General features: G+C 43.7%; 12 protein-coding genes and 1 pseudogene. 1 reads left to right on the forward strand and 12 read right to left on the reverse strand.

The window, feature by feature from the left end:
- Positions 1–16 precede the first annotated feature (16 nt).
- The 6 genes from rodA to purH form a co-directional block, all read right to left on the reverse strand.
- On the reverse strand, positions 17–1,291 hold the full coding sequence (rodA, locus tag RHM67_RS17435; RefSeq protein WP_322228335.1) for a rod shape-determining protein RodA: 1,275 nt from the start codon (positions 1,289–1,291) through the stop codon (positions 17–19).
- Positions 1,284–3,293: a penicillin-binding protein 2 gene (mrdA, locus tag RHM67_RS17440; RefSeq protein ID WP_322228336.1), complete on the reverse strand. Its 2,010-nt coding sequence runs from the start codon at positions 3,291–3,293 to the stop codon at positions 1,284–1,286. Before mrdA ends, rodA begins: the two co-directional genes overlap by 8 nt.
- Complete coding sequence (gene mreD, locus RHM67_RS17445; protein ID WP_322228338.1) at positions 3,293–3,811, reverse strand: rod shape-determining protein MreD; 519 nt, start codon at positions 3,809–3,811, stop codon at positions 3,293–3,295. Before mreD ends, mrdA begins: the two co-directional genes overlap by 1 nt.
- Positions 3,804–4,640 carry a rod shape-determining protein MreC gene (mreC, locus tag RHM67_RS17450; protein WP_322228340.1) on the reverse strand — a complete coding sequence of 279 codons (837 nt, stop codon included), beginning with the start codon at positions 4,638–4,640 and terminating at the stop codon, positions 3,804–3,806. The genes mreD and mreC overlap by 8 nt, the downstream gene beginning before the upstream one ends.
- A gap of 92 nt (positions 4,641–4,732) precedes the next feature.
- The gene (locus tag RHM67_RS17455; RefSeq protein WP_067054626.1) at positions 4,733–5,755 is read right to left on the reverse strand and encodes a rod shape-determining protein; all 1,023 of its coding nucleotides are present in this window, start codon (positions 5,753–5,755) and stop codon (positions 4,733–4,735) included.
- Between the two features lie 223 nt (positions 5,756–5,978).
- The gene (purH, locus tag RHM67_RS17460) at positions 5,979–7,505 is read right to left on the reverse strand and encodes a bifunctional phosphoribosylaminoimidazolecarboxamide formyltransferase/IMP cyclohydrolase (RefSeq protein WP_322228343.1); all 1,527 of its coding nucleotides are present in this window, start codon (positions 7,503–7,505) and stop codon (positions 5,979–5,981) included.
- A 240-nt stretch (positions 7,506–7,745) separates the two neighbouring features.
- On the opposite strand from purH, the pseudogene RHM67_RS20690 reads away from it, so the two are divergent.
- A pseudogene (locus RHM67_RS20690) lies at positions 7,746–8,172 on the forward strand (STM3941 family protein).
- Positions 8,173–8,219: 47 nt separating this feature from the next.
- Here the strand turns inward: RHM67_RS20690 and RHM67_RS17475 are convergent.
- From RHM67_RS17475 to RHM67_RS17500, 6 genes are all read right to left on the reverse strand, one after another.
- Positions 8,220–8,516, reverse strand: a complete 297-nt coding sequence (locus RHM67_RS17475; RefSeq protein ID WP_322228347.1) for a septum formation initiator family protein — start codon at positions 8,514–8,516, stop codon at positions 8,220–8,222.
- Between the two features lie 276 nt (positions 8,517–8,792).
- Complete coding sequence (locus RHM67_RS17480) at positions 8,793–10,145, reverse strand: DEAD/DEAH box helicase (protein WP_252756122.1); 1,353 nt, start codon at positions 10,143–10,145, stop codon at positions 8,793–8,795.
- Positions 10,146–10,445: 300 nt separating this feature from the next.
- Positions 10,446–10,970 (reverse strand): signal peptidase II, encoded by a 525-nt coding sequence (lspA, locus tag RHM67_RS17485; RefSeq protein WP_322228349.1) that lies wholly within the window; start codon positions 10,968–10,970, stop codon positions 10,446–10,448.
- 343 nt (positions 10,971–11,313) lie between these two features.
- On the reverse strand, positions 11,314–11,967 hold the full coding sequence (locus tag RHM67_RS17490) for a hypothetical protein (RefSeq protein ID WP_322228350.1): 654 nt from the start codon (positions 11,965–11,967) through the stop codon (positions 11,314–11,316).
- Positions 11,968–12,504: 537 nt separating this feature from the next.
- Positions 12,505–13,608 carry a glutamine-hydrolyzing carbamoyl-phosphate synthase small subunit gene (carA, locus tag RHM67_RS17495; protein WP_322228353.1) on the reverse strand — a complete coding sequence of 368 codons (1,104 nt, stop codon included), beginning with the start codon at positions 13,606–13,608 and terminating at the stop codon, positions 12,505–12,507.
- 382 nt (positions 13,609–13,990) lie between these two features.
- On the reverse strand, positions 13,991–14,293 hold the full coding sequence (locus RHM67_RS17500; protein WP_322228355.1) for a hypothetical protein: 303 nt from the start codon (positions 14,291–14,293) through the stop codon (positions 13,991–13,993).
- Positions 14,294–14,435: the final 142 nt, after the last annotated feature.

Genomic DNA, 14,435 nt, shown 5'->3' on the forward strand with positions numbered 1-14,435 from the left:
AATACCTCCTTTGTAATTAAAACCTGTCTGTAGATAATCCCATTCGGTTAGAATCCAGCTTGAGCAGGATGAATAGCAGGATGGTAAAACTCCATAACGAAGATCCACCGTAACTAATAAATGGCAGCGGGATCCCGATCACAGGCATATAACCGATAGCCATCGCTATATTTATAATAACGTGGCAAAAGATAATGGATGCGACCCCGTAGCCATAGATACGCGAGAACGGCGCGCGCTGTCGCTCGGCAATTACAATAATGCGCAACAGCAGGAACAGGTATAAACCCAGCACCACAACCGAGCCTGCAAAACCCCACTCCTCGCCTACGGTGCAGAATATAAAGTCGGTGCTTTGCTCGGGTACAAAGGCGTATTTTGTTTGGGTGCCTTGCAGATACCCCTTACCCCATACACGGCCGGACCCTATGGCAATTTTAGATTGGTTTTGGTTGTAACCCACGCCACGCAAGTCTTTACTCAAGCCCAAAACCTCATCGATACGTACGCGCTGGTGTGGTTTTAAACCATGCATGTATAGCGGCTTCGCTACAAATACAAAACCGATGGCTACTACCAACCCGATGATAACTCCGGTGGCAAACTTGCGGTTGCGGCCAAACATAAACAGCAGCAGGGCTACTATAATTATTATGGCGATGATGATATACCAAACGCTTACCAGTAATGCCGATATAAACAAAGCTACCAATAAACCGATAATGATTAGGAAATAAACCGATAACCCCTCGCGGTAAAGCACCAAAATCAAGGAGCAAAACACCAAAGTAGACCCGTCATCGGGCTGCATTTTGATGAGCAGCATGGGAAGGAAGATAATTCCGCCCGCTATCAGGAACGATTTTGGATCGGTTACTTTTACGTTGGTAGCGCTGAGGTATCGCGCCAGCAGTAAACAGGTGGCAAACTTGGAAAACTCAGATGGTTGCAGCCTAAAACCGCCCCCCATATCAATCCAGGCCTGGTTACCGCCCACATTACGGCCCGCAACAAGCACAACCAAAAGTAGCAGCACCGTAACGACGTAAAACACCGGCGCGAGTGCCGAGAGGAAACGGCTTTCCAGCAAAAGGATAACCGTACCAATAACCAGCGCCGACATAATGTAAATAAATTGCTTCCCGTATTGGGTATCCATATCAAAAACACTCCGATGGTTTTCATCGAACACCGCCGCGTGGATGTTGAACCAGCCAATGGTACACAGCGCCAAATAAAGCAGCACCGTTAACCAGTCCACGTTAAAAAAGAAGCTCCGCTGGTTATTCATCGCCCCTCCTTTTTGGCAGCAAGGCGGTTAACTTATTCTGTTCGGCTTTTTTTGCCGGTTTGTTTTTTGCCGATTTAAGTTTGCTTACAGAATCTATAGCAGCTTTTTTTACAGAGTCGGCAGTGGCTTTTTTAATACTATCAGCTTTAATTCTTGCTTTATCGACAGGTTTCACGATTATGGCAGGCAACAGGTTTTTCTCGATGTAATACTCCGGGTAAATGCCCGACGGACGTTTGGAGATACTTCCCTTTAAATATTGTTCAACAATAAAGCTGGCTATAGGCGCAGCCCAGGTACCGCCATCGCCGGAATTTTCTACTACAACCGCTATGGCTATCTTAGGGTTATCACGTGGTGCAAATGCCACAAATAACGAGTGGTTTTTACCATGCGGATTTTGTGCCGTACCCGTTTTACCGCACATCACAATCCCCGGTATTTTAGAGCCTTGCCCCGTACCATAATCAACCACACTTTGCATCCCGTTTATAACAGGTTCAAAATACTGGGCATCAATACCTACATAATTTTTAACTGTATATTCCTTTTTAATTACCTGCTTATCGCCTATGGCCTTTATGAGGTGGGGTTTATAGTAAAACCCATGGTTAGCAATGGTAGCCTCGATATTTGCCAACTGTAACGGTGTGGCCAGTAATTCCCCCTGGCCAATGGCTAACGATGCTACCGTGGTAGAACGCCAGCCGCCGCGATGATAGATCTTATCATAATAATTAGCGGTAGGTACAAGTCCCTTGCCTTCGCTCGGGATATCAACCCCTAAACGTTCACCAAAACCAAACTTGTTTACATTTGCTTTCCAGCTGGTGTAACTGGCATCGGTATTTTTACCCCCCTGCGCGTTTAGCACCTTGGCAAATACCATATTAAAATATCCGTTACAAGAACCGGCAATGGCACCTGCCAAATTAACCGTGCCATGCACGTGCGTACATTTAACCCTATGGTTGCCGGCCATATAATAGCCTATGCAATTGTAAGTGTCGGTTGGTTTAATAATTCCTTCCTGCAAACCTATCAAAGCGCTTAGCGGCTTAAATGAAGAGCCCGGAGGATAATAAGCCTGTACCGGCCTTGTAAAAAATGGCTTATACGGGTCTTTATATAACGCGGCTGCATTGTTTCCGCGCTGGCGGCCTACAAGCAAATTAGGATCATACGTTGGGCTGCTTACAAAGCAAAGGATCTCGCCGGTTGATGGCTCAATGGCTACAATACTGCCAACCTTGTTCGTCATTAGCTTTTCGCCCAGTTTTTGGATGGTCATATCCAATGACGAGATCAGGCGTTCGCCGGCTACTGCCGATGTATCGAAAGCACCATTGGCATATTTGCCTTTGCGCACGTTGCGCGAATCTACCATCATATTCTCTACACCGCGCTGCCCACGCAAAACCGTTTCGTATGATTTTTCTACCCCGGTAATGCCCACATAATCACCCGGACTGTAGTACCCGTTAGATCTTTTGATGATGGCATCCGTGGCCTCGCCAATGTAACCAAGAAATTGCGCGGCGGCAGTATCCGGATAGGTACGTAGCGAGCGTTGCTGAGTATCAAAACCGGGAAATTCCGACAAGCGTTCCTGGAAGGCGGCGTACTGCTCTACCGTTACCTGTTTCTCAAAAACCGAAGTGCGATACGGCGAGTACTTGCGGGCCTTGATCATGCGCTTATCATAACCTTCCCGGTCGATGCCTAATAACTTGCAAAACTCAACGGTGTCAAATGCTTTAACTTGTTTGGGTACAACGGTAATGTCGTAAACGGGTTCGTTCTGCACCATTATTTTGCCGGTACGATCAAGTATGGGGCCGCGGGCCGGGTACTTTACAAATTTACGTACAACGTTTTGGCTGGCGTATAAAGCGTAGCGGTCATCTACCACCTGGATATAAAACAAACGGGCAAGCAGCACCAGTATCAATGTGATAAAAATGCCGGCAATAACGTACCTCCGCTCAAAAAAACTATTCATTATTTACGCTCTTTCTTTCTGAAAAATAATAAGCCCGAAACCAGCATCAAAAATACTGTAAATATTGAACTGAATATAAACCGGCTTAGTGTGTAACCTATCTCATCAAACCTAAAAACTTCGAGGTTGAACAGGAAGAAATGGTGAAAAAGCGTAAGGATAAGCGCGTACGTAAAAAACCACCTGAAACCCATAATGCTCAGCGTAGGCTCGGGCTCGTTATCAAACCCATCTTTTTGTACCGTTATGCTGATGAACATTATCCTAACCAATGCCAGCAAGGTACACGATGCAGCATGCAGGCCCGGTGTATCGTAAAAGGCATCTATGGTTAAACCCAGTACAAACGCCAGCGCGAAAAGCACCACGTTTGGCGTTTCGAACGGCAGCAACATTATGAATAAGATGTACAGGTATGGAGTAGAAAGATTATACAGCGAAATGTTTTTCAGCAGGAAAACCTGCAGCGCTACCAGCACTACAAAACGGATAAGGTTAATGATCAGTATCCTACTCATCGGCTTTTTTCTCCTGTGCTTCTAAGGTAGCCTGCTCTATGGCAAATTTATTAATTACCACATCTACGTATTCCAGTTTACTAAAATCAACAGCGAGGGCAACTTCCATGTTCAGGAAAAAGCCACCTCCTTTAGCGTTTAGCTTGCTTACCTTCCCAATTGGGATCCCCGCCGGGAATAAGGATAACTCTGACGTAACCACCAACTCGCCAACCTTTGGCTGGGCATTGTTTGATACATCAATCAGTAAACCTTTATGCGGGTTCATATCTTCGCCCCATTGCAGGTAGCCAATGGCTTTGTTGGTAGCCAGCATGGCGCTAAAGCGCGAATCTTTATGAAGCAGGGATTGTACAATAGATAAATGCTCGCCCACAAAAACAACCTTGCCCACTACCCCATCGGCAGAGGTTACACCCATACCTTTAGCTATGCCATCTTTACTGCCGCGGCTAATAGTTAAATAGTTGTTCCGCTTGTTTACCGAGTTACTGATAACCTGCGCAGGAATGTAAACGTACTGCTGTTTGTAAACCGAATCGGTAACCTGGTGCTTAGATATGGTATCAACATATTTGGATGAACGCAGTTCGTTCCGTAATTCGGCATTCTCTTTGGCAAGTTTATCATTAACTTCTTTAAGGCTTAAGTAACCCTTAAATTCATCCGCTTTAGCGTACAAATTACCGGTTACCTGGTTGGTGCTGTTGATGAAAGATGCCTTTTGGAAAGAGTTGTACTTGATATAAATGATAAGCGAACTTATCATAAAAATAAGGAACAGGAAGAATGCGTTGTACTTAGTGATAAATATCAGGAGGTTGCGCATCTGTTGGTGAGTGGTTGATTGGGTAAGTGGTGAATGGTTTTCAGAGCGGCCATAACCACTCTCTAATCAACTATTCACCACTCACTAATCCTCTATTGCATTAAAAACTTAAAGTTACCTATATTTTTAAGGGCTGTGCCTGTACCGCGTACTACGGCGCGAAGTGGATCTTCGGCTACGTGTACAGGTAATTTTGTTTTGGCAGCCACACGCTTATCAAGTCCGCGTAGTAATGCGCCACCGCCTGTAAGGTAAATACCGGTCTGGTATATATCCGCAGAAAGTTCTGGTGGAGTGATCTCTAACGCTTTCAAGATTGCTTCCTCAATTTTCGAGATCGATTTATCAAGGCAGTGCGCGATTTCGGTGTATGATACGGTGATCTGTTTCGGCACGCCTGTCATCAAATCACGGCCTTGTACGGCGAAATCTGCAGGTGGTTCGCTAAGTTCCGGTAAAGCAGCACCTACTTCAATTTTAATTTTCTCGGCAGTACGGTCACCAATCATGATATTGTGCTGGCGGCGAATGTATTGTACAATATCAGAGTCGAAGTTATCTCCCGCTACGCGAATAGACTGGTCACAAACGATACCTGATAAAGCGATAACCGCTATCTCGGTAGTACCACCACCAATATCAATGATCATGTTACCCATAGGCTCTTCCACATCGATACCAATACCTACAGCAGCAGCCATTGGTTCGTAGATCAGGTAAACCTCTTTGGCACCTGCAATTTCGGCGCTATCGCGTACCGCGCGTTTCTCTACCTCGGTAATACCCGACGGGATACAGATAACCATACGTAATGATGGGAAAAACCATCCTTTACCCTGGTTTATCATTTTGATCATCCCGCGTATCATCAGCTCGGCAGCGTTAAAGTCGGCAATTACACCATCTTTAAGCGGGCGAACGGTACGGATGTTATCGTGGGTTTTGCCCTCCATTTGCATAGCCTGGCGGCCAATGGCAATTACTTTGTTTGTTGTACGGTCAAAGGCCACAATAGATGGCTCATCAACAACAACTTTATCATTATGTATGATAAGGGTATTTGCGGTACCCAAATCAATGGCTATCTCTTGTGTGAAAAAATTAAATAAACCCATTTGGCGTTATTTCTATTTAAGCTGGAATGTGATATTAAAACTGTTTTTGGCGACAAATAACACGGCCGCTGTATTCGTGTAAATTAGTAATTAATAACTCTAATTTTTAATAATTCGTATATGTTAGTTATTGGTTAATTGAGTTAATTAAGTGAGTAGCTGTCAATTTTATATTTTAAACTATTTAACAACCACCCCCACTCACCCAATAAACCACTCACCCCTAATGTTTAAAGTGACGCACACCTGTGGTAACCATGGCAATGCCTTTTTGGTTACACATGTTTACCGAATCCTGATCTTTTATAGAACCACCCGGCTGTAAAACGGCTGTGATACCTGCATTGGCGGCTATCTCCACACAATCAGGAAAAGGGAAGAAAGCATCAGATGCCATCACCGCGCCTTTCAGGTCAAAACCAAAACCTTCGGCCTTGATGATAGCCTGTTTCAAAGAATCCACCCTTGATGTTTGGCCCACACCGCTTGCCATTAACTGGTTGTCTTTAGCGAACACGATAGTATTAGATTTGGTATGCTTAACCACTTTATTGGCAAAATGCAAGTCGCGCAGTTCATGCTCGGTCGCTTTTTTATCGGTAACCGAATTCATTTGTGCCGGGCCTTCAACGGTTAGGTCTTTATCCTGTTCGATAACACCGTTCAGCAAGGTTTTAAATTGCTTAAGCGACAGCTCCACCGGCTGGCGAACCAATACAATGCGGTTCTTTTTAGCCGATAAGATCTTAACCGCTTCGTCTGTATAAGCCGGTGCTATTAATACCTCGTAAAAGATCTTGTCAATCTCTGTCGCGGTAGCGGCATCAATCTCATCATTAGCGATAATAACACCACCAAAGGCCGAAACTGGGTCGCAAGCCAAAGCATCAATCCAGGCTTGTTTAATGTGCTGGCGCGATGCAATACCGCAAGCATTAGTATGTTTTAATATAGCGATAGTAGGCTCGGTAAACTCATCTATCAAAGCAACGGCAGCGTCAACATCAACCAAGTTGTTGTATGACAGCTCTTTACCATTCAGTTTGTTAAACATGGCATCAAGGTTACCGTAGAATGTACCTTTTTGATGCGGGTTTTCTCCGTAACGTAAAACCTGGCTGGTTTGGATGCTTTGTTTAAAAACAGGCATCGGCTCGCTTTGGTCAAAGTATTGGAAAATATGGGTATCGTAGTTTGATGAAATATTGAATGCTTTTTGAGCGAAACGGCGGCGCTGATCAATGGTAGTACTACCTTCCTGTGTTTTCAGAATCTCTTCCAGTTCGCTGTAATCGTTTTTAGAAGCCAGGATCACTACATCCTTAAAGTTTTTGGCTGCCGCGCGGATAAGCGAGATACCGCCAATGTCGATCTTCTCGATAATATCTTCCTGCCCTGCGCCCGAATTTACCGTTTCTTCAAACGGATAAAGGTCAACAATTACCAGGTCAATTTCGGGAATCTCGTACTGGGCCAGTTGCTGTTCATCGCTATCAAAACTTCTGCGGGCAAGAATACCGCCAAACACCTTTGGGTGCAGGGTTTTTACACGGCCACCAAGGATAGACGGATACGACGTAAGATCCTCAACAGCAATTACATCAACACCAAGGTCGCGTATAAAAGTTTCGGTACCACCAGTAGAATAGATCTTCACACCAAGGCGGTTCAACTCATGAATTATAGGCTCGAGGTTGTCTTTGTAATAAACAGAAATCAGCGCGTTTTTTATTTGAACAGAATGACTCATTACAACAGGGAATTTTTGAGCCGCAAAGGTAAGGATTTGAGATTAGTTAAAGTAGATTAATTGCATTATTTTTAATGACTTGTAGTGCAAATAATAAAACTGATAAATAAAATGACTACCCCTGCTACCACGCCCGATAATATTATCGAAATCCCCTTAAACAAGCTAAAAAATATCAGCATTATTATTAGGCGCTAACTATTTGTTGCCGCCGGCATTTGGTTTGTTAACCACCCGGCTATGTTCCATAAAAGCCCCTTGCTAATAACAATTGTAGGCTATACCGCGATTATATTTTTTGGCATATCTGCCTTGTTTATAGCCAATAAGATGTTTGATGCAGGCCCCGGCTTTGTTATTGACGACAATGGCATTGTAGATAATCCAAGCGCATTTTCGGTTGGTTTTATCTCCTGGGTAGACTTTATAGGGTTATCTGTAATAGACATTGGCCGCCAAAAATTTAGTAGTAAAAATAGCTGATACAGAGGACTATATCAAAAGGCAAAGCAATACCCTTGGCAGGCGCGCAGCACGGATGAACTACCGGATGTACGGCTCAACCGTAAACATCAGCACCAGTACGTTACAGACCACTTTTGAGGACCTATACGAACAGATTAATGTGCGCTGGAAACAAATTGGGGAAGAGATTAAAAATAGTTAATACTCTGATTACCAGAATTACAATTGGCGATATCCGTCCAATACCACTTATTTTTTCTTCTCGTGAACGATCACAAATACGTCTTCGTTATCCTTTTTCATGAGGTACTTTTCGCGGGCGAACTTCTCCAGTTTAGCTTTATCTGAGGTAAGTTCAGACAGGTCTTTATTAACCTTCTCTGTTTCAGATTGATAAAAGGCTTCTTCTTGCTTTAACTTGTTGAGTTGCTGATGGTAATCGTATTGAGAGAACAGGTCGTTCTTGTCAAAAAAGGTCATCCACACTACAAAAGCCACCGTAACCAGGAAGAATTTGTTCTTGATAAGGTCTAAAAGGCGTCTCATTTGTGTGGGTTCGATTTTCACTTTAAAGCTATTTAATTTCTTTGAAGGTTGCAAATATGGTTATTAACATCCTAACAAAAAAGTTTTTATAACTGGAAAATAGTTGCCCTGGTATTGGAAAATTGCCGCAAAATACAGGTAAAAAAATCACCATTTTTCGCCCCTAAACCACCAAAAAACGACGGTTTAACGCCAAAAAACAGGCAATAAAAAAAGAGGATAAAAATTACGGCTTACCTAATCTCTATCCTCTAATATCTAACCTCTTAAAAGGTACTATCTTCTGCCCGATGATGACCTGCTGGCGCCGCTCATGCCGCTGGCACCGCCGCGACTATTGGTTGCGCCGCCGCTACCGCGATGACCGGATGGCCTGCCGCCTGCGCCGGCCCGCTTGTTGCCACCACCATGCCTGCCACCTGCCGAAGCCGGGCTCTTGGGTGTGCCGTTCTTGGCTTTGCTCATCATCTTGGCCGTCATCGCATCATAGCTTAACGGGTAAGGATGGCCCAGCTCAACCGGGATCTCTTTAGCGATCAATTTATGAATATCTTTAAGGTAATCTATTTCTTCCTCGCCATCGCAAAATGTAAGAGCTATACCGCTTGCACCTGCACGGCCGGTACGGCCAATACGGTGTACGTATGTTTCAGGGATGTTAGGGATCTCGTAATTGATCACGTGGGTAAGATCGTCGATATCAATACCGCGGGCGGCAATATCTGTAGCAATAAGCACGCGGGTAGTACGGTTCTTAAAGTTGGCTAACGCACGCTGGCGCGCGTTTTGCGACTTATTACCGTGGATAGCCTCGGCAGTGATACCGGCACGAAGCAGGTCTTTAACCACCTTATCTGCACCGTGCTTGGTGCGGGTAAATACCAACGCGGTTTTGATGCCTTTATCCTCTAAAATATGATTAAGCAAAAGGCGTTTATCGTTCTTGCTTACGTAGTATAACGATTGCTGAATGGTATCGGCAGTTGATGATACCGGGGCAACCTCAACCCTTGCAGGTTTTTGCAGAATGCTATCTGCCAGGTGTTGAATTTCGTTAGGCATGGTAGCACTAAAGAAAAGCGTTTGCCTGTTGGCAGGCACTTTGGCGATAATCTTTTTAACATCGTTCACAAAGCCCATATCCAGCATACGGTCGGCCTCATCAAGGATCAGCATTTTTATCTGGTCGATGTGTACGTGGCGCTGGTTCATCAGGTCTAACAAGCGGCCCGGGGTAGCTATCAGGATATCTACACCGCGGCGCAAAGCGTCAACCTGTGGGTTTTGCGATACACCACCAAAAATAACCAGGTTTTTAAGGCCTGTGTTTTTACCGTAAGCGGTAAAACTTTCGCTGATCTGGATAGCCAGCTCGCGGGTGGGGGTAAGTATAAGCGCCTTAATAGATTTTTGCTCCTTGTGCTTTTGCTTATCCAAAAATAACAATTGCAGGATAGGGATAGCAAAGGCCGCGGTTTTACCTGTACCGGTTTGGGCACAGCCAAGCAGATCGCGGTGTTGTAATATATAAGGTATCGCTTGTTCTTGTATGGGGGTTGGGGTTGTATAACCCTCTGTTTTTAAAGCCCTTAAAATAGGCTCAATTAAATCTAATTTTTCGAATGACATGTATTATTTGTAATGTATATGTGCTAACGCGAAGCATTAAGCGGATCTGAAGAGTGTCTAATGATCAAAACCGTAAATCAACGGGTAATTAAATGCAAAGATACGTTTTTTATAAGCAAGTAGTGTTAACGGCCGTAATGTGATGAAATAGTGACAGGGTTGGTGGTGAGTGGAGTGTGGTTAAGTAGAGAAAGTTGGCTGATCTATAATTTAAAACTGCATGCAGGGAGACGCGAAGTATCGCGTCTCTACATTATGGTCTACGTAGAGACGCGATACTTCGCGTCTCTGAACTTGAGATTACTTCTCGGTTACCGCTACCTCATCGTTTTTATGCTCTTTCCTCTTCAAAAAAGTGTCCAGCAGTATCAACCCAAGGCCTATCATAATAGAAACGTCGGCTGCATTAAAGATGCCGGTTTGCAGGGGGCCGAACTTCAGGTGCATAAAATCGGTAACCGACCCTTTTGTTATCCTGTCGTACAGGTTACCCACACCGCCGCCTATGCAAAAGATAATGCCGGTAACCATCAGGTTACTTAAGCCTTTTTTGGCGAGGCTGTAAATTAACGCCCCTAATAAAGCTATAACAGGCAACAGGGTAAGCATTATAAACCTGAACGGCTGCACCAGTTTATCGCCGAGGCTTAAAAAAGCGCCGGTATTTTCAACGCGCAGCAGGGTTACATGGTCGTTAAAAAAACGGTACTGGTCGTAAATCCCAATATGCGCGCGCATCATGCTTTTGGTTACCTGGTCGGCAATTACGTTTAGTGCCAGTATAACCAGGAAAATTATAATGCGTGGGGTGCCTGTAAATTTCATTGGGACGAAAATAGAAAAAAATATTTGCGCGGCAATTGGGGTACAATGTATTGCACTCAGGGTTGTACTTTATGCCGCCGCAGGGGGTCTCACATCGTGGATCCTGCGCTGCCTTACACACGGCGCAGGGTCTCTTTCAGAAGACCCTGCGAAGACAAAGTCAACTTGTCGCCGCAGGGTCTCACATCGTGGACCCTGCGCTGCCTTGCACACGGCGCAAGTCTCTTTCAGAAGACCCTGCGAAGACAAAGTCAACTTGTCGCCGCAGGGTCTCACATCGTGGACCCTGCGCTGCCTTGCACACGGCGCAGGGTCTCTTTCAGAAGACCCTGCGAAGACAAAGTCATTTGTCAAGCATTTTTCGAACTTCAGGATCGATTGCTGTTGGGTCAATTTGATCTGTAATTTTCAAGTACTTATATGCGCTGTCTTTTTGAGTAAAGTAGGTATAAGCCGCGGTCAACTGTGCATATGGGTGAGGATTTTGGGGACTAATAATGACAGCTTTTTTCAACGCATCTATTGAAGTATTTAAATAGCTAACATCTTTAGTTTCAAAAAAAAGATTTCCTAAGCTGATTGAATAATCCTGCCAAACTTTTTCATCATTTGGATACAGTTTTAAAGCTTTTTTAAAGTGTTTAAGCGACTCTGAATATTTTCTTTGAAGCCCTAAAAGATTTCCAAAACCCCAATAAATTTGATAGTTTGTGCTATCCAATAACCACGCCTGGTTAAACCTCATCATTGAGGTATCTAATTTTTGAGCGTATAAATATTCCCACCCACGCTTTACAAAATGTTTTGCCGCATCTTTCCTATTTGGATATCCTTTACTGGTAGATGCAATAAATTCCGCATCGTAACCTATTTGTTCCGGACATTTTTTAACGCCGCCATACATGGGTAATTTGTTGATATTTTCCGGGCAATCCTGGGATTGTACACAGCTTACAAAAAGACAGGCAATTACAACTAATGGTAAAAAAAATTTCATAACAAGTGGAATAGGTTTGATCTAAATGTATTAAATAATTATTGGTTTAGGCCAAATAAAAAAAGCTTTTTTTGTCGCCGCAGTGTGTCAAATCGTGGACCCAGTTGCCCTACATACGAGCAGGGTCTCACAGCCTGGTCTAAGTTTTCAACTTAGACCAGTGATTGAATTATATGTCGCCGCAGGGTCTCACATCGTGGACCCTGCGCTGCCTTGCACACGGCGCAGGTATCTTTCAGAAGACCCTGCGAAGACAACAGTCAACTTGTCGCCGCAGGGTCTCACATCGTGAACCCTGCGCTGCCTTACACACGGCGCAGGGTCTCTTTCAGAAGACCCTGCGAAGACAAAGCTTTCAGCTTGCGAAACAAGTAAAAGCAATGACCAGGAGATTGTACAATAACATGTTAAGCTGAAAGCTTAACTCATTTTGGGTCTAAGTTGGAAACTTAGACCAGTGATTGGAAAAACAAAAAAGCCTTTCAAATAAATGAAAGGCTTAATCTTATAAATCGAAAAAATCGTTTTAATCCCGGTTTACTTCTTCATCATCCCTATAAAATCATCAAACAGGTAGCGGCTATCGTGCGGGCCTGGCGACGACTCGGGGTGGTATTGTACCGAGAAGGCATTCTTATTTTTTACACGGATACCTTCTATCGACTGGTCGTTTAGGTTTACGTGGGTAATTTCTACTTTGTCAGACGCGCGCACGGCATCTTGTACCACGCCAAAACCATGGTTTTGCGAGGTTACTTCGCAATGGTTGATGATAACGTTTTTAACCGGGTGGTTTAAACCGCGGTGGCCGTTAAACATTTTTTGGGTTGGGATATCGTTAGCCAAAGCCAGTAATTGGTGGCCAAGGCAAATACCGAATAACGGTTTATCAGTTTCTAAGATCTTTTTAACGGTATCGATAGCGTATGGCATAGCCGATGGATCGCCGGGGCCGTTAGAGATGAAATATCCCGAAGGAGAAAAATCTTTCTCCATTTCTTCGAACGTGGTTTTTGCCGGGTAAACTTTGGCATACACGTCGCGGTCGTCAAAATTGCGCAGGATGTTTTTCTTCACACCAAGGTCCAACACGGCAACGCGGTAGGCAGCATTCTCGTTGCCAAAGGTGTAAGTTTCTTTTGTTGATACCTGTGATGATAGCTCAAGGCCGTCCATATCTGGTGCTTCGGCCAGTTTGGCTTTCAGTTCATCAAGGTCTAAAATTTCTGAAGAGATAATAGCGTTCATGGCGCCTTTATCGCGGATGTGGCGAACGATCTGGCGGGTATCTACATCAGAAATACCAACGATGTTTTGCTCCTGGAAATAATCCTGGATGCTTTCATCGGCCTGTTTGCGGCTGTAAGCGATGTTGTAGTTTTTACAAACCAAACCGGCTATCTGGATATTGCCCGATTCAACCTCTTCGTTAGCGATACCGTAGTTGCCAATGTGCGCATTGGTAGCTACCATAATTTGCCCAAAGTAAGACGGATCGGTAAAAATTTCCTGGTAGCCGGTCATGCCGGTATTAAAGCAAATTTCGCCTGTGGTAGTACCAATTTTCCCGGCGGCCTTGCCATAAAAGGCTGTTCCGTCGGCTAATAATAAAACTGCAGGTAATTTGGTGAAATGATTCATTTAGCAAAAAAATTGAAAGGGTTATTGATTCGGATTTTCTGGCACGAAGCTCCGTGAAAACAAACCGGATGGCTGAAGTAAGATACCTCTTTATTCACGGCGCAAATGTAGGGAGAAATTTCGAAATTTTGAAGATAGATTGAACTTTTACAAAATGGGTAGATATCTTTAAATTCAGAAGCCCCGTTTATCAGTTTCGATTACTATTTAAACGGGGGGCTAACTTAAACTAAGCGGAGATGGAGGGATTTGATTTTAGACCTTTTTCATTGAAAAACAGGTTCAATTTATACTTAAACCACGCTTGTTGTTTCGCTTTTTTGGCAGACTTTTGGCAGACTTATTAATGCTCGAAGTTTACCCCGTTTCTTAGTACTCATGGTTATTGTTTTTTTCCGTCATAGTATGATAACCTACCTTTAAAAGTAGGTTCAGTATTTATCACGTACAATACAAAAACCAATAATGCAACACAGCATATCAACTCTATTTTACTGGATGAAATATAATATAAAATGTCCTTCTGACGCTCATCAAGTGGTTTTCCTGAATAAACTGTATCCTGCACTTCATATTTATAACTTACTTCGCTATTAATCCAGCCAAAACCTAAAAGCAATATTGATATAACTAAGAATATTACCGACAGTGACAGCCATCTACGTTTAATTTTTATTTCTTTCAAGTTTTATAAGATTTAGTGTCCAAGTCAATTCTGAAATAGCACCCATTGCTGTGGATTCATGTCCGATAATAGTAAACTATGTTTACTATTTACTTAGTTTAGTATCAGATTAAACTTTAAGTCACTTATTAAATCTAGACCA

The sequence above is a fragment of the Mucilaginibacter sp. 5C4 genome (assembly GCF_034345625.1).
GTDB classification, from domain to species: domain Bacteria; phylum Bacteroidota; class Bacteroidia; order Sphingobacteriales; family Sphingobacteriaceae; genus Mucilaginibacter; species Mucilaginibacter aurantiaciroseus.